This is a genomic window from Acidithrix sp. C25, from assembly GCF_904848545.2.
The window spans coordinates 1,196,160-1,210,761 of the sequence record NZ_CAJHCI020000002.1 but is presented as its reverse complement, the minus strand read 5'-3'; the positions used below and the strand labels follow the sequence as shown (position 1 = coordinate 1,210,761).

Annotated in this window: 12 protein-coding genes; 6 read left to right on the top strand and 6 right to left on the bottom strand. The window is 44.9% G+C overall.

Annotated elements, in window-relative coordinates; all coding sequences use genetic code 11:
* Position 1: 1 nt before the first annotated feature.
* The 3 genes from ACIDITHRIX25_RS98430 to ACIDITHRIX25_RS98420 all read right to left on the bottom strand — a co-directional run bounded on the left by ACIDITHRIX25_RS98430 (position 2) and on the right by ACIDITHRIX25_RS98420 (position 7,387).
* The gene (locus tag ACIDITHRIX25_RS98430) at positions 2–2,251 is read right to left on the bottom strand and encodes a DUF6049 family protein (protein WP_201733506.1); all 2,250 of its coding nucleotides are present in this window, start codon (positions 2,249–2,251) and stop codon (positions 2–4) included.
* A gap of 941 nt (positions 2,252–3,192) precedes the next feature.
* A complete protein-coding gene (locus ACIDITHRIX25_RS98425) occupies positions 3,193–5,838 on the bottom strand; it encodes a hypothetical protein (protein ID WP_201733505.1) in 2,646 nt (881 codons plus the stop codon).
* Between the two features lie 730 nt (positions 5,839–6,568).
* Positions 6,569–7,387 carry an SDR family oxidoreductase gene (locus tag ACIDITHRIX25_RS98420; RefSeq protein WP_201733504.1) on the bottom strand — a complete coding sequence of 273 codons (819 nt, stop codon included), beginning with the start codon at positions 7,385–7,387 and terminating at the stop codon, positions 6,569–6,571.
* A 431-nt stretch (positions 7,388–7,818) separates the two neighbouring features.
* Here ACIDITHRIX25_RS98420 and ACIDITHRIX25_RS98415 point away from each other — a divergent pair, with 431 nt between their 5' ends.
* Positions 7,819–7,941 (top strand): pentapeptide repeat-containing protein, encoded by a 123-nt coding sequence (locus ACIDITHRIX25_RS98415; protein ID WP_349632165.1) that lies wholly within the window; start codon positions 7,819–7,821, stop codon positions 7,939–7,941.
* Between the two features lie 132 nt (positions 7,942–8,073).
* On the opposite strand, the gene ACIDITHRIX25_RS98410 is transcribed toward ACIDITHRIX25_RS98415, so the two are convergent.
* Positions 8,074–8,862: a glycosyltransferase family 2 protein gene (locus ACIDITHRIX25_RS98410; RefSeq protein WP_152626052.1), complete on the bottom strand. Its 789-nt coding sequence runs from the start codon at positions 8,860–8,862 to the stop codon at positions 8,074–8,076.
* 96 nt (positions 8,863–8,958) lie between these two features.
* The gene (locus tag ACIDITHRIX25_RS98405; protein WP_201733502.1) at positions 8,959–9,672 is read right to left on the bottom strand and encodes a transaldolase; all 714 of its coding nucleotides are present in this window, start codon (positions 9,670–9,672) and stop codon (positions 8,959–8,961) included.
* Between the two features lie 135 nt (positions 9,673–9,807).
* Between ACIDITHRIX25_RS98405 and ACIDITHRIX25_RS98400 the strand changes: the two genes are divergently transcribed.
* Genes ACIDITHRIX25_RS98400 through ACIDITHRIX25_RS98380 form a run of 5 tightly spaced genes read left to right on the top strand, consistent with a single transcriptional unit; the run spans position 9,808 to position 14,034 of the window.
* Complete coding sequence (locus ACIDITHRIX25_RS98400) at positions 9,808–10,410, top strand: SIS domain-containing protein (RefSeq protein ID WP_052606078.1); 603 nt, start codon at positions 9,808–9,810, stop codon at positions 10,408–10,410.
* Positions 10,407–11,339, top strand: a complete 933-nt coding sequence (locus tag ACIDITHRIX25_RS98395) for an NAD-dependent epimerase/dehydratase family protein (RefSeq protein ID WP_201733501.1) — start codon at positions 10,407–10,409, stop codon at positions 11,337–11,339. Before ACIDITHRIX25_RS98400 ends, ACIDITHRIX25_RS98395 begins: the two co-directional genes overlap by 4 nt.
* A gap of 3 nt (positions 11,340–11,342) precedes the next feature.
* Positions 11,343–12,344 carry a Gfo/Idh/MocA family protein gene (locus tag ACIDITHRIX25_RS98390; protein WP_201733500.1) on the top strand — a complete coding sequence of 334 codons (1,002 nt, stop codon included), beginning with the start codon at positions 11,343–11,345 and terminating at the stop codon, positions 12,342–12,344.
* Positions 12,341–13,321 (top strand): GHMP family kinase ATP-binding protein, encoded by a 981-nt coding sequence (locus ACIDITHRIX25_RS98385; protein ID WP_052606072.1) that lies wholly within the window; start codon positions 12,341–12,343, stop codon positions 13,319–13,321. Before ACIDITHRIX25_RS98390 ends, ACIDITHRIX25_RS98385 begins: the two co-directional genes overlap by 4 nt.
* Entirely contained in the window at positions 13,321–14,034 is a 714-nt protein-coding gene (locus tag ACIDITHRIX25_RS98380; protein ID WP_201733499.1) for an NTP transferase domain-containing protein, read from the top strand. The genes ACIDITHRIX25_RS98385 and ACIDITHRIX25_RS98380 overlap by 1 nt, the downstream gene beginning before the upstream one ends.
* Here ACIDITHRIX25_RS98380 and ACIDITHRIX25_RS98375 read toward each other — a convergent pair.
* On the bottom strand, positions 14,021–14,572 hold the full coding sequence (locus ACIDITHRIX25_RS98375; protein ID WP_201733498.1) for a D-glycero-alpha-D-manno-heptose-1,7-bisphosphate 7-phosphatase: 552 nt from the start codon (positions 14,570–14,572) through the stop codon (positions 14,021–14,023). The genes ACIDITHRIX25_RS98380 and ACIDITHRIX25_RS98375 overlap by 14 nt on opposite strands.
* Positions 14,573–14,602: the final 30 nt, after the last annotated feature.

Genomic DNA, 14,602 nt, shown 5'->3' with positions numbered 1-14,602 from the left:
GTTAATCAGTCTCATCAATAGAGCTTTGGTCGGATTGTAAGGCGGCTTCTTGGTCGAAGGCAGGTGGTTCTGTTTGGTCCTTTGATTCAACTTGACTCTGAGGGGCTTGGCGGGGTATGAGATTTTGATTTCGCGACCGTCCTCTAAATAGGGTTCTGAGCCACCAAAATCCTAAGGTTAGCAGCGCCAAGATCGTTAGCAGCGATCCAACCGTGGAAAATGTAAGAGATCTAAAAACTACTTGAGTGGATGCGATCTCTAGGTTTCCCTTTGGTGTCGACAGTGTCATTTTGGCCGAGAAGATTCCCAGAGTTTTGGTCGAGATAACAAAGGTAGCGGTATTTGTGGCAGAGACTACTTTTACTAGCTCGTTGTTGCCATTTGGTATATTGAGACGGTCGCTAGATAGCCCAAGGCGAAGCATCAGGCCAACATGCGAATGTGAAGTAACAGAGATGGGAACGCTTGCATTATTTGAAGTCAATGTGACAGTTCTATTGCTTGGAAGTGAAACACCTGAGAAGATTTTGGTGATCGATGAGTTGATATTGGCTAGAAGGCTTTGGTTTTGAGATTGCGAGTTATTCGATGATAGCGCTTCCATAAGCCAAAGGGTCATTGGATCTGCGAGTTTCTTATTGATCAAGGCACTCTTTGTAGCAGCTAATTTGATAGCAGTTTTATTGAAGGTGGCAAGATTGGCTATTTGGGAGTGTCTTTGTCGTGTGAGAGAAGTCTCTAGCCACTGAGCTTTTGGCTTAGCGGAATTTAACGCGTCGAATGCTTGACCAAGTGTCATGATTTTTATCACTTTTGCACCCGATAAAGAGCCAAGGAAGTCATTGGCAACAGCTATTTGGTTTGAGCTATTGACAGGTAGGGTAAGCGACATTATTCGCTGTGTTGAATCATTAGGTTGATCTTCAAAGACCGATACCAAATCAGAGATCGTAAAGTTTGATTTCTCAAAGGCATTTGATGGTTTTTGAAGATCTTGCTTTAATTTTGGGTCTTGGCTTAATATTGAAACTGGACTCGAAGCTCCCTGAGGTATTCTCAACCCGGCTGTAAGTGTGTACTTTAGGTCAGGAAGGTCGAGGTTGTTGCCAGCGGTCACAACCTGATGAAAGCCATCGTTAGCAAGCGCGCTAAGGGCAGAGTTATCAAGGGGTCCTTGGGTAACAAATATTTTGGGCGATGTAGCTGGTGTAAGGCCGACTTGGCTTGCAATCTTTGAGGCGAGGGCGCTATCTTGGGCGATGTAACTAAGAAGGTTAGAAGCATCCAACTGCACCAAATTCAACGGAGTGACACTATTGATGAGAATTTGGTGGTTTGGCTGAGAGGCCCAGCTGGCGATCGTGCGTAACGCTTGGTGAGCGGATTGCGATTTCGAGGTTTTGATTACTTCTAGAGTTTGGGCGCTAAAGCTTAGGGTGAGCGAGAGGGTCGGATAGGTCGATAGAAGTTTAGCAAGCTCAGAGATAACTGGGATGGCATTTGCATTCTTTAGAGAAGTTAGATCTATGTTTAGCCCGAGTCCAAGAGGAACGGTACTAGGGACGGCCGGACTCAAAATAGCTATAGGAATTGCGTGAGATGCGATCGTGGCTCCTTTGTGGATCATGGTAATTACCAATGGGTAAACACCATCGCATGTGTTGGCGCAATCAGTGAGATCGAGGTTGAAGCCTGATTTGTTAGAACTAGCCGAACCCGGCGCGGTAAATGAGATCGGTATTACAAGGGTGGAAGTTGCCGTTTGGTTACCTGGAACCGATACCGGTCTAGAAAATGCGATTGGATAGCTGAGACTCCCAGCATTATTTAGATACTTTAACTCACTTCGATTTTGAAGTTTTGGATAGAGCAAGCCCTCTATAGCTGAGTGTGAGGGTGCGTTGGTGACCTTTATGGAAATTACATAGCCGCTTCCTAGATGTGCTATGGAAGGACCTGCTGTAACTGTGATTGAGGGCGACGTCTCTGCGGCAGCTGCGGACGATGATGCGATGGGCCCGACAAAGATCGTTCCGAAGGTGAAAAAGGTTGCGAGAAAGACGATCGAAGTAAGTAGTCGGCCAAAGGCCTTTGTTCTTAGCCTTGAATTATTCGAGTAATTGTTGTTCCGGTATGTATTTGAACTTGGTCTAACTTTTACCAAATAGAAATTCAGCTTATTGGGTCGAGAGTCATAGTTATCCCTATTCGTGAGGATCCTGGCTAGATTGAACTTTTGACTTAGCGCCATCGAAGCTTTCCATGCCCCTGCATTGTACTTAGGTCGCAACCTACACTCTTGACTACTCTGGCTCAGACCACGGTTTGTGGACGGTGGTCTTCGACCATGTCAATGCTAATGGTACTTTTGTTAGATTGTTGATATCGGCATCTTCTAAGGGGTTGCCACGTCTCGATCCTCTGACGGAGATAGCTAAATTGAGAGCTAGCTCAAGGATTCCTATGATATTCGATGGCCCATATTCTTGTGACGTTCTATTGAGCGCTACGTCTCTATTTTATCCTATGTGGAGATCGGGGTAATGGTTTGTTTGTTTCTAAAGGTACCTAGACAAATGCGTTGTGTGGCGGCTTATATCTTTGGTGTTTTTAGTCAGGCGGCTATGGGATTGGCTGTCGTTCGATGTGACCACGGTGCCAGCTAGAGAGCTCAAAGTTGTTTGTTTCGAGGAGTTACCTTTTGTCAAAATACGATTTATCGGTTCTTTGATGTGTAAATGGTTTTGAGTCATAGATCCAAAAATCGGCATGTAAAGCAAGCAGTCGCCTTCACTCTAAGTATAGAGGCATTTCAAATCGAAATTTTGAATGCCTCTATGTTCAGTTCTGTTGTACTTTTTGTGACCTTAAGGCTCTATGGTCAAGATCGGATGTGGAATTGATTTACGTGTGTGCTGAGGATTGTGATCTGTAGCCGGGTGATGGACGAGAAAGTCGCTCCACGATGACTTTTTTTGTGGAATTGTTTCGCTTTGAAGGTAAAAATAAGCGACATACAAACTAAATAAGACCTAAAAATATTGACCGAGGCGCAGGAGAATAACGTGACAGGTTTAGGCACCACAGCTTCTCGATAATTTCAAATAGTTAATCTCAGAAAGTGATGCAAGCTAAATCTAACACTTTTATTCCCAAATAACTAGGAGGAATTGAAAGTGTTCGTATGATTGTTTACCCTTCGGTTAGTTGAGCAAGATAATCATTTTGTTTATCTTGGCAGACAGATCCTAGCCTTCTACCGAAATAAAGAACTATTATTGTTGTCAATAAAGCAAAGTTTAGCAAGAGGTCTCCCCAAAAGATTATTAATTGTAATGGTGAAGTAAAGCTAATTTTGATTGAGTTATTTCCGGCTCTTACTTTGACTCCGGCCATAAAGTTGTCTACCAGGAGAACTTTGGTCTTGTGGTTGTTGACTGTAACTGTTTCACCGGGTGATATTTGTTGTCTAATTACTACAATTCCAGGTCTGTTGGCTTTGAAGCTTGCCGACATTTGAGACGAGTTTTCAGTGAAGTGTATTGAAGTCAAATTGACAGCATTATTTTGAAGAGTTTTTGATAGATTAGACGCCTCGATCGTTACTGAGTTCGAGGAGATGGCTATCGGATTCCGATTGCGATTATTAGAGTAATTGATTGTCTTTGGGACCCATAACGGAGTTCTATTTTTGCCATTTGCTATGTCGTAAATGAACTCAATTTGCCCTTGGACTAGCGTCTTTCCTAGTAGGCGAAGCTGAGGTTTGCGAAATCCACTCGTTGAATAGTTGTAGATCGTAAAATTCGGTTGGGTGCGCAAGTAAGAGAGCGTGCTCTTATATATTTGATCAAACGGAGCCAGTTGGGGCGCAGATGTGTCCGAGCTATTTGTGACGCTGATTGCCCATTTCAGGAGTGTTGTACCGCTTTTGTCAATTGTGAATGCCTTTTGTAGATCCGGTCGTGAGTCGTAGATATTCAAAAGTGTTGTGAATGCCTTTTGAAAGCTTTGTTGGGACACCTTTAGGCTTTGTGGAACATTTGAGATCTTTACAGCAGATAATGGAATTTCGCGGCTCAAATTTAATGGATTGGAGACAATGACAACTTCAACGCCGAGCGCTTTTAGCTCAGGTATTGTTTGATAATCTATGGGGACGTTGATCATCGCTGGAGCAAAGGGAAAGATCGGCGATTGCGGCTGAAATGGCGATTGATTTCCGAAATATTTTTTAAGTGAGTAGGCGTAGCCTTTAGGAAAATAAACATCAAATGCTTGAATACTCGGAATTGAATTCTTGATCAATATCGACGGAAGAAGAAAATTGAAGGGTGAGAAGGTAAGCGAGTTTTGGTAGCCGTTGTTGGTTAGGATTTGGCTAATTTTTCGTATTTGAGATGTGGGCACTTTAGTTGTATAGAAGGTGCTGGGTACCATGATTAGAATCATCCAAATGCTTACGATGGAGGCGACTGGAGCTCTAAATTTATTCGGTAGAAATACGATGACAAGGGGTAGCGCTATGAAAATCGCTATAATTGGTAGGTTTGTAGCGATTGTGGATGACAGATTGGTCTTTGAAATTATCGCAAAGATCGCTGGACCCTTTTTGAAAATGTCGAACCAAAGTAGTGCGATTATGCTAGCCGTCAATAGAAAGCCTGATATAAGCGGAAGTCGCCACTTCAATGCATCGATCCCAAATCCAGCCAGAATACATAGGGGCAGCCACCATAAAAATGGCAGGAATCGAACCATGGCTATTAGGTTCAGCGGAGGAAGTTGAAAGATGTTTAGTACCGAGAAAGTATCGTTGAATCCTAGTATCCCGAAGATGACTACTGCGGTCATGACCAAGGCGATCGCTCGATGATTGTCTTTGGAAGGTCTTTTTATAAATAGTGCTATCGGGGCCGTAGCACTCAGTCCAAAAAGAATTGGTGTTCCCGCGGTCCAAACGGTGTTGTTGATTTGCAAGGAGCCCGATGTTATTGCTTTGCCAAATGACCAGTAGTCAAAGAGTGACAGGAGCCAATACCGTGGGTTATGTAGCGACCAACTTTTGGTGTCTTGAAATGAATAATAGCTGGTTAGTGGTGTCAGAAATGGTACGATTGCAACTAATGCAGCAACGAAGCCCGCGATTAACGTAGCTGACCAAAGCGCTGCCATCGCTATCTTTGATTGCCAGGAGCCTTTAGTCTTTAGGATCATCGTCAATGTGATTAGCCCAATTGTGATGAGTTCAATCGGTAAGACTTCTACGAAGCCCGACAAGAACAATTGAGATGCAACGAATGTATTTATGGCGATCCACAGGTACTTATTGCGGTTTAGGTTGATTGCATCAATTAAATACGTGGAGCTTAAAGCGAGATAGGGCATCACCATAAGAGGATTGATCATATCTAGATTGAGATTTGCGATCGCAGGTCCGCTCAAGGAATACGATAGGCCAACTACGATCGAACCGAGGTAGCTAATATTGAGGGCGCGGGCAAAAAGATAGGAGCCGCACGCTCCAATAGTCAAGGCAACGACATTCCATATCGATAGATTGTGTGGAAAGAGAAGATGCAGTACTATCTCAGGCACAAACCAAGGAGCGGCTTGGTTTCCTGCCAGGGTGATTCCTAAACCTTCTTTGGGTAACCATATCGGCAGGTGTCCTAGCGACCAAGCATGGTTGACGGCTATTTCTTTATAGTAGGTTATCTGTGACCCAGCCACTGGGTCGGCCACAGAGTAGCTTTTAGGAATAATATTGGTGTCGCTAAAGAGACTCGCTTGCCCTAACAGGATTTTGTAATATCGGCCAAGAATGATTAGCGTCATTACCACAATTGAGGCAAGATCGAGTGTTTTGTCGCGTGACCCGTCCTTGCGTAGAATGCTGACAGGGGCTTGGTTTGCATGATCTATTGGTGTCTGATCTTTGATCGTTTTTATTGTCTAGCCCCTGTTTCTATGATATTTTGATTTATTTTTTGATTTTAGATATCGTTTACTTGTTGCAAATTGAATACGACACTGACCCGAAGATTAATAATTCGAGAAGTTATAAAGCTTTTATGTCTCGTTCGAATTGTTAGATTAGGATATCTTATCAGCTCAATTGTCGCCCTTAATTTTGCGATCAGTCATTATCTTTATATTAAATACTGAATTATATTAGTCCTTGCGAGACATGGATGGTCGATCACTTCATGGGCCAACCTTCAAATAGGGGTCTCGTATCTTGGATTGGAACTAAATTCTCATTTACTTTCTTCAAATTCAAAATCTATTGGGCATAGGTTTCTCTCTGTTGCGGTTTGATCGTCGAATTTTTGAGGTCAATTGGACTAGGGTCTCAGGACTAGGGGCATAACCTTTGACGTGGGTTTCGTGAAATAGCTATTAGATGAACGTAGTCTTAGTTGCACGCACTGGACTTTTGGACTCTTGGCTGAGCCGATTAATAAGCTTTGGCGACCGTAGTGAAAATGGTGAGCCGCGTAGTTTTCGCGATCGCTTAGCTAAAGTGCTGCATCTGGTTGCCGGGTCTTTTTTGGCTTATTACTTTTCAGGGAGTTACCTGACGCCGCAGGGTAAAGATATCTTGGCTATTGAATATTGAAGTATTGGCATCCCAGGATCTCCATTCGTCCCACTTCGAACTTATTAGCCTTCCAGTGAGTCCTGGTACGTTGTTATTCATTAGGAATAATATCAATTCCACGGCATTGTCCATGGAGTCGGCTCCATCTGATTTAGCCTGCACCATCCGTTTGAAGAATGATTCGCCAACAGCACTTGGTCCGGCTTTGATAACTTCATCTAGCATCGCAGTGTCTAGGAGACCTGGCGCTACTGCATTGATTTGAATGTTGTGCTCTTGAACCTCTAGGGCCAGTGTTTCCATCAATCGCACGACCGCTGCTTTGCTTGCGGCATAGCCTGAAATATTGGGCATCGGATTGGTTGCACCGCCCCCACTTAGTAGAACTATTTTGCCGCCGTTGTGCTCAAGCATCATGTCGATAGCAGAGCGAGCAACGTAGAAAGTGCCCATGAGATTGGTTTCGATAGTACGTATCCATTCGTCTGCCCTGATTGAGTTTGATGGCCCAAATGGTCCATAGATTCCAGCGCAGTGAACGACCGCAGAGGCAGGTCCGTTGTGATCAACTGCATTTTTGAAAAATTCAGTGACGCTTTTCTCAATTGACACATCGATTGAGTTTGCGTGATTGTTTTGTTTTGGGTTGAGCAGCTTTGAGATCGTATCAAGATCGACTCTCGAACGTGCACCAATGGAGACGTCCCAACCTAAGTTAGAAGCTCGTAGAGCAACAGCTGCTCCCAAACCCCTACTGGCGCCGGTGATGATCACATGCGACATATTTAAATTTGTCCTTTTCTAGGTTTGGTGTTTTAGTAAAGTGTAAAAATTGCAACCCGTTCATCCTTGAGTGGCCTGACGGTGAAGCCCTTATCCATGATAAGGAGCTAGCGGCATTGGTGGTTTATCAATGTGGCAAATTGTCAAACTATATCCGTCGCAACCTCCTCTTTGTTCGAGTGGAATCTCTAAAGAAGTGAGTAGGTATTTACAAAAGTTTCTAATGCAATGGATCGATGTGGTGGTTTGGGCTGAGGTCTGTAAGTCACGACTAATTCGGTTACCCTTGTGTTTCTAAAGGAGAAGGGTTCGCATGATTTTTTGTCAAGTGGCGAAGGTTTTACGTAGCCTTTGATCAAAGGTGATGTAACGGGCTCTGTGTTAGGGGGCTCGTCCGCATTCTTAGGTTCTGTTTTTGCTAAACATTTGATTTGGTCAGATTGAACGGGGTCAGATTGAACGGGGTCAGATTGAACGGGGTCAGATTGAACGGGGTCAGATTGAACGGGGTCAGATTGAACGGGGTCAGATTGAGATTTGGAAGTTTTAACTAGCGTTACTGGTTGGCAATCGTTCGATACCGAGATGGTCGCGATGTAACGCAGATGACACCAATGAGGGCCACTCGAATCTTTGAGTGGCCCTCATTGGAAAGTCTTGTTATGTTGAGAATTGGCTATTTGGATTTAGATTCTTGTCGAACGGAGTTCTTTGGTGGCTTGGCTGAATCGCAACTTGAGGAGTAGTACTATCCACGAGATTGGATCGCTAATAAGCTTTACCTTTTTACCTTGACTATAGTCTCTGGAGATGTAATTTATTGGAATCTCAAGTGGCACGAAGCCCAAGATCGCGAACTTACAGATAATTTCCCAATCGAGATCAAACCTATCACTTACGAGCTCTAGATGATCTAGGATCTCTCTTCGAAATACCTTCCACATCGTAAACGGATCGCGGATACGTACGTCAAATGCAAGATTGATCATGGTTGCAAAGATCCAATGCATAAGATTCATCGATTGAGCAAGCCAATTGTGTTTTCCAAATTGCCTGACCTTTTGACCCGGTCCGTGTCGACTTCCGAGGACGAATGACGCACGTCCATCTTCGATAGCGTCAACTAGTTTCCAAATGTCGGAGAAGACATATTCCCCATCAGCATCGAAAATCGAGATTATGTCACCCTTGGCATGGCTGATTCCGTTGCGCACAGCGTGACCTTTGCCGAATGGGCGCTCCTCAAGAATGACCAATATTCCCTTTTCATCCTGGAATTTAGTGACATATTCTCGCGAACCATCATCGCTCGCACTCTCTACGATTATCAACTCTAGGCGGCTATCTAATTTGTAGGCATCTTGAAATGATTTGATTGCCTCTTTAATCGTAGAAATCTCGTTATAAACCGGCATGATAACGCTTATGCGATCCGCACGCTGTGCGTAGTTATATTTGGCTTGTATCGTTCTCAAAATCTATGAATCCATCTTTTTACCAGTCGAACCTTAGTTCGTTGTTAGGTACGAGCTGAGGGCTAAGGGTCGACTGTAGCTATCTATATCAGTTGTTCAAAGCGAATATCCGGCTGCAGTAGCGTCGTTGTAAAACATTTGAACCGTCTCTAGGGAAAGATCGGTCAAATCTTTTCCAAGCATAGGTAATTTTTTCCAGAGATCTGGTGTCATAGTAATGATGTCGCAATTGGACTCTTGAGCTTGGATTAGATTTAGGATCTCGCGCGGACTCGCCCATAGCAATTTGTGCCCGACTTTGGTGTGGGTGATCTCTGACGATCTTTTCATGATCGGGATGGGATTAGTTCCGGTATCTGCGATTCGCCCCGCAAAGACCGATATTATTGCATCGACCCCAGAGATTAGCGCATTCGACACTCTCTCGACCTGATCTATCGTCATGAGCGCAGTCACGTTTATCTTGACTCCGTTGTCGGCGAGTTTATGAATCGTTTTTTCTAGGCTCTGTCCTTTGGTGTTAGTCACAGGTACTTTTACGAAGACATTTGGTGAAACTTTTGAGATGTCGATTGCTTGATCATAGATCTCTTGCTCATCGTCTGCGAATACTTCAAGCGAGAGGGGAAAGGGGCTAACCAGTTGAGCGGCTTCGAAGGCGAAGGCCGCGTAATTTTTAACGCCCGCCCTATTCATAAGTGTCGGATTTGTTGTGAATCCCTTTACAAGGGGGTTATTCATGAATTCTGCTATGGCGCTGAGATCTGCGGCATCTACGTAAAGGTCTAAATCGATTGTATTTGCTGTCAAGTTAGTTTCGCTTTCAACAGGTCTGTGATTTTAGGTTGGTACAATACAAGAATGCGTTTACGGTGATAAACGTTTACCAGTGGTTTTGATTGGATGCTTTTCAGATCTAAATTGTAGCGAGAACAAGGTGGCTATATGACCTACGTTGAGGACTTCTTGTCCGAAGCATCTAAAATTGCCCAACTGATTGACGTCAACAGTATCGAACGATTAGTTGATGTGATTTCTGACGTAAAAGGTCGGAACGGGCGGGTGTTTTTTGCGGGTTCCGGTGGGGGAGCAGGTCATGCCTCTCATGCTACCTGCGATTTTAGGAAATTGCTAGGGATTGAATCGTACTGTATCTCAGATAACGTAAGTGAATTGACTGCGCGCATAAACGACCAATCTTGGGAAGAATGTTACGTTGAATGGCTGAAGGCTTCGCGTTTTTCAAGCAATGATGCTGTTTTTGTTTTTTCGGTAGGAGGTGGCGACGCCGCCCGTAAAGTGAGCATGCAGTTGGTAAGAGTCGTTGATTACGCAAATTCCATTGGCGCTAGTGTCGTGGGCGTAGTCGGTAGAGATGGCGGTCACCTAGGGGAAAATTCAACGGCTTCGGTGATAATTCCAACGGTCAATGATGCCACGGTGACAACGCAAGTGGAGGGGTTTCAAGCAGTCATATGGCATTTGATTGTAGGACACCCTAAGGTGATCGAGTCCAAGCCGGTTTGGGAGAGCATTACTTCTAAATGAGAAATGTACTTATAACTGGCGGTGCCGGCTTTATTGGATCGAATTTGGCCGACCAATTGGTACGAATCGGATGCAACGTTAGGATCTTTGATAACTTTTCCACTGGTCGCGGCGAGTTTCTAGAGACGTCGAATGCAGATGTGCGACGTGGCGACCTGTTGGGGGACGTCGATGAGTTGCGATCGGCCATGGCGGGGATAGATACCGTATTTCATCTTGCAGCGAATGCAGATGTACGCGATGGGTGGAACAATCCCGATAGGGACGCCTATCAAAACGTTATCGCTACTTTAAATGTAGCTAACGCAGCAGCAGGCGAAGGTGTCATAGATTTTGTTTTTAGCTCGACTGGTTCGATCTACGGTGAAGCAGAGATCTTTCCCACCCCTGAGAATGTGGCGATACCAACTCAAACAAGTCTTTATGGTGCTTCCAAAATTGCAGCCGAAGGCTTTTTAGCCGCTTATGCCCATGCGAAAAAGCTTAGGGTTACGGCTTTCAGGTTCGTGTCAGTTCTTGGCCCTCGTTACTCACATGGTCACGTCATTGATTTTGTTAGACAGCTCGCTAAAGATCCATCCAAGCTTCATATCCTAGGAGATGGCAATCAGCGTAAATCATATATGCATGTCGAGGACTGCGTGAGAGCTTTGATCGACATTCGATCGGATTCTGGCTTTGACGTCTTTAATTTAGGTACACCCGAATTCTCAACGGTGAATTCTTCGGCTAGGTGGATTGCCTCAGTGATGGGTCTCAACCCAGACATTACCTATAGCGGAGGAGATAGGGGTTGGATCGGGGATAATCCCCTTATCTTGCTTGACGTCGATAAAGCAAAGCTCGCTGGATGGACAACTCAAAGGTCGATCGAGAGTTCTGTCAAGGACACCGTCAAATGGATTCTTGAAAATGATTGGATACTATGAGCCATGGCTAGCGTAAGCAAACGGTTTGGTCTAATCGGAGCCGGACTTATCGGCAAGAAGCGCAGCGGAGCTTTGGCCGAGCTTGGCTTTGAGATGGCCGGCGTCTTCGATATTGATGAGAGTCGGGCTAGTACTCTGGCGCACTCTTTTGGATCGGTAGCCAAATCAACCATCCAAGAGCTGATCTCCTCAGTTGGTAAGGATGGAGTCATTGTTGTAGCGACTCCTCATTGCGAGTTAACTAAGGCTGCAATGGCTGTGGTTGAATCTAATGTCAATCTTCTTCTAGAAAAGCCCGGTGCCATGTCGCTGGAGGATGTAACTTCTTTGATCGACTTTATAGCCCATTGTGGCTCAGACTCAAAGATAGCGGTTGGCTTTAATCATCGCTTTCATCCGGGGATCTTGGCGATGCGCGAAGCGATTTTCTCTAGAAGATATGGGCAAGTTAAATTTATTCGAGCTGTTTATGGCCATGGTGGTCGCCTTGGCTATGAACGCGAATGGCGATTTGATCCAGCTATTTCTGGAGGTGGCGAACTGTTAGATCAAGGCTCTCATCTGATTGATCTGGTGAGGTTCCTAACAGGGGAAGATCTTTTATATAAATTTTCAAGTATTTCGAACATCTTTTGGGGAGGCAAGGTTGAGGATAACGCCATCCTAAATCTTGTCGGCTCTAATTCGGGATTCGAAGCGCTTTTGCACGCTAGCTGGACAGAATGGAAGAACAAGTTTTTGCTAGAGGTCTTCTGCGAAAGTGCAAAGGTCGAGGTTTCAGGTTTGGGCGGTTCTTATGGCGCGGAGACCTTCCGGATATACGACATGGGGGAGAAGTTGGGGCCCCCTCAGATATCGTCCGTGGAGTTCAAACCAGACGATCTTTCCTGGAAGCGTGAGATAGTGGACTTTATCGGCGCAATAGAGGGAAATGAATCAATTGGCGCCACAGTCTTTGATTCTAGGGCTGTCTTTGAAATCGTTCAAAGGTCCTATGAGGCATGATAATTTCAAGAACCCCTTTGCGAATCTCTCTTGGTGGGGGTGGAACCGATCTTCCGTCGTTTTATCGAAGCCATGGTTCCGGGTTTTTAGTTGCAGCGGCGATTGACAAGCATATCTACATTGCAATACATCGCAATTTCGAGGATCGCTACCTCCTTAAATACTCTGAGATAGAGAACGTAGCCAAGGTCTCCGAGATTAGACATCCCATGATACGAGCTGTTTTGGAGAGACTTGATTCTCCAGGTGCTCTTGAAGTGACGTCAATTGCTGATATTCCGGCTGGAACGGGTCTGGGAAGTTCGGGTAGTTTTGGTGTTGGATTGGTAAGAGCGTTATCTTCTTATTCGAGAGATCCTCGCTCGGCTCAAGAGATAGCGGCAATTGCCAGCGACATTGAGATAAACGTCTTGAACGAGCCAGTGGGAAAGCAAGACCAATATATTGCTGCCTGTGGTGGAATTACTGCTTTTGAATTTCGCAGCGATGAATCCGTCTCGGTTACCCCAATTGTCATGCGCGAGGCCGATAGGCGTGATTTTGAGAGATCTCTGATGCTTTTTTATACAGGTATTAGACGTTCTGCTTCAGAGGAACTCAAGACGCTCGCCAGAGGGGCCGGGACCACTAAAGCAATTGTCGATAATTTAGAGTCGGTGCGCAAGGCGGGATATATTGCTGCTGAAGCTTTAGCAAATGGCGAAGTTGAAGGCTTTGGAAGAATGTTGACTCGCCAGTGGGAGCTGAAGTATCATCGTCAACCTTCATTGGTTCACGATGAGATGGATGTGATTATTCAAAAAGGGTTAGCTACCGGTGCTTTTGGCGGCAAGTTGATTGGTGCTGGAGGTGGCGGCTTTTTACTCTTTTCGACTGATCATCCAGCTAAACTTCGTCTTGCTATGGAGGAGAATGGCCTTCAAGAAGTTCCCATTGCGATTGATTACGAAGGAACTACCACCTTGAGAGCGTGGTAATGAACGTCGCAGTTGTTTTGGCGGGTGGTTTGGGTACCCGGATAGAGGCCTTGGCAAAGGGCAGACCGAAAGTATTGTTGCCCTTGGGTGGAGCTGATTTCCTAGAGTGGAAGTTAGCGGAATTCTATCAAAATAAGATTGATTCGGTCTTTTTATTGACCGGCAAGGGCTCTATGGCTATAAGTGCTTCGCTGTCGGTTAGAGATAGCGCGATTCCTGTTGCTATGGTAGACGATGGCCCAAACCTAAGAGGCACAGGTGGAGCCTTACTTAGGGCACTCGCATTTCTACCAGATAACTTTTTTCTTACCTATGGTGATACCTTACTGGATATTTCATATGAAGAGATCACAAGGTTTTCGAACCTAGATCCTGAGAGAAGAAGCGTCCTTGTGGTTTCAAGGCCACAAAATGGAGTCGATGGACGCTGCAATACTGCAATAGAAGGTGACCTGGTCAAGAGTCATTCCAAAGTGGATGTAGCTGATAAAGACTGGATTGATTTTGGAATTTCATTGCTAAATCGAGACCATATCTTAGATCTTGGTATTTCAGAGACGAGATTTGATCTGTCTGAGATTTACTCCCGATTGGCTGAGAGACAGCAACTTCGAGCGTTGCCCACAGAGGCGCTCTACTATGAGATAGGTACACCTGAATCGTTTGACTATGTTGAGCGGCATTTAGTCGATAAATCCGCTAGATCGAATTAGCTGTAATGATTCGCAGTGCATCGATAAGATCGTCCGCTTGGAAGTGTGGATAGTGGGATTCGCAGGTACGTCTTGGTCGACTATGACTAAGAAGCGATGGAACGCAAATCGACCTTACCCCACAAGCGACTCCCGCTTCGATATCAGAACTTCTATCACCAATCATCCAGCTTTGATTTAAATCGATACCAAGTCGCTCCGCGGCTTTAGTTAACATTCCGGGCAATGGTTTTCTACAGGTGCAACGGTCGTCTTTGTCGTGAATGCAGGTCGCAATACTTTCAATTCCAGGAATTCTATTGGCTATTAATGAATTTATTCTAAGGAGTTCATTTAGCGAAAGTAGATGGCGAGCGATGTCAGGCTGGTTAGTTACTACCACAACGCTATAGCTGAGTTGACGGAGTGACTCTACAAATTGCACTGAGAGTGGGTTGATGATTACATCAGCCCTGCTTCTTGGACTGCCAACAGTCTGGTCGCTTCGAACGACATTATCTATCAAAACTCCATCACGGTCTAAGAAAATTGCTCGCATTTGTCTCTCGTTATTTTACGCTACTTAACC

Bases quoted from the DNA above. Each gene is read 5' to 3' on its own strand.
- ACIDITHRIX25_RS98390 (WP_201733500.1), top strand. From the start codon at position 11,343: ATGGCTAGCGTAAGCAAACGGTTTGGTCTAATCGGAGCCGGACTTATC.
- ACIDITHRIX25_RS98430 (WP_201733506.1), bottom strand. From the start codon at position 2,251: ATGGCGCTAAGTCAAAAGTTCAATCTAGCCAGGATCCTCACGAATAGG.
- ACIDITHRIX25_RS98420 (WP_201733504.1), bottom strand. From the start codon at position 7,387: ATGTCGCATGTGATCATCACCGGCGCCAGTAGGGGTTTGGGAGCAGCT.
- ACIDITHRIX25_RS98400 (WP_052606078.1), top strand. From the start codon at position 9,808: ATGACCTACGTTGAGGACTTCTTGTCCGAAGCATCTAAAATTGCCCAA.
- ACIDITHRIX25_RS98380 (WP_201733499.1), top strand. From the start codon at position 13,321: ATGAACGTCGCAGTTGTTTTGGCGGGTGGTTTGGGTACCCGGATAGAG.
- ACIDITHRIX25_RS98385 (WP_052606072.1), top strand. From the start codon at position 12,341: ATGATAATTTCAAGAACCCCTTTGCGAATCTCTCTTGGTGGGGGTGGA.
- ACIDITHRIX25_RS98425 (WP_201733505.1), bottom strand. From the start codon at position 5,838: ATGACGCTAATCATTCTTGGCCGATATTACAAAATCCTGTTAGGGCAA.
- ACIDITHRIX25_RS98395 (WP_201733501.1), top strand. From the start codon at position 10,407: ATGAGAAATGTACTTATAACTGGCGGTGCCGGCTTTATTGGATCGAAT.
- ACIDITHRIX25_RS98375 (WP_201733498.1), bottom strand. From the start codon at position 14,572: ATGCGAGCAATTTTCTTAGACCGTGATGGAGTTTTGATAGATAATGTC.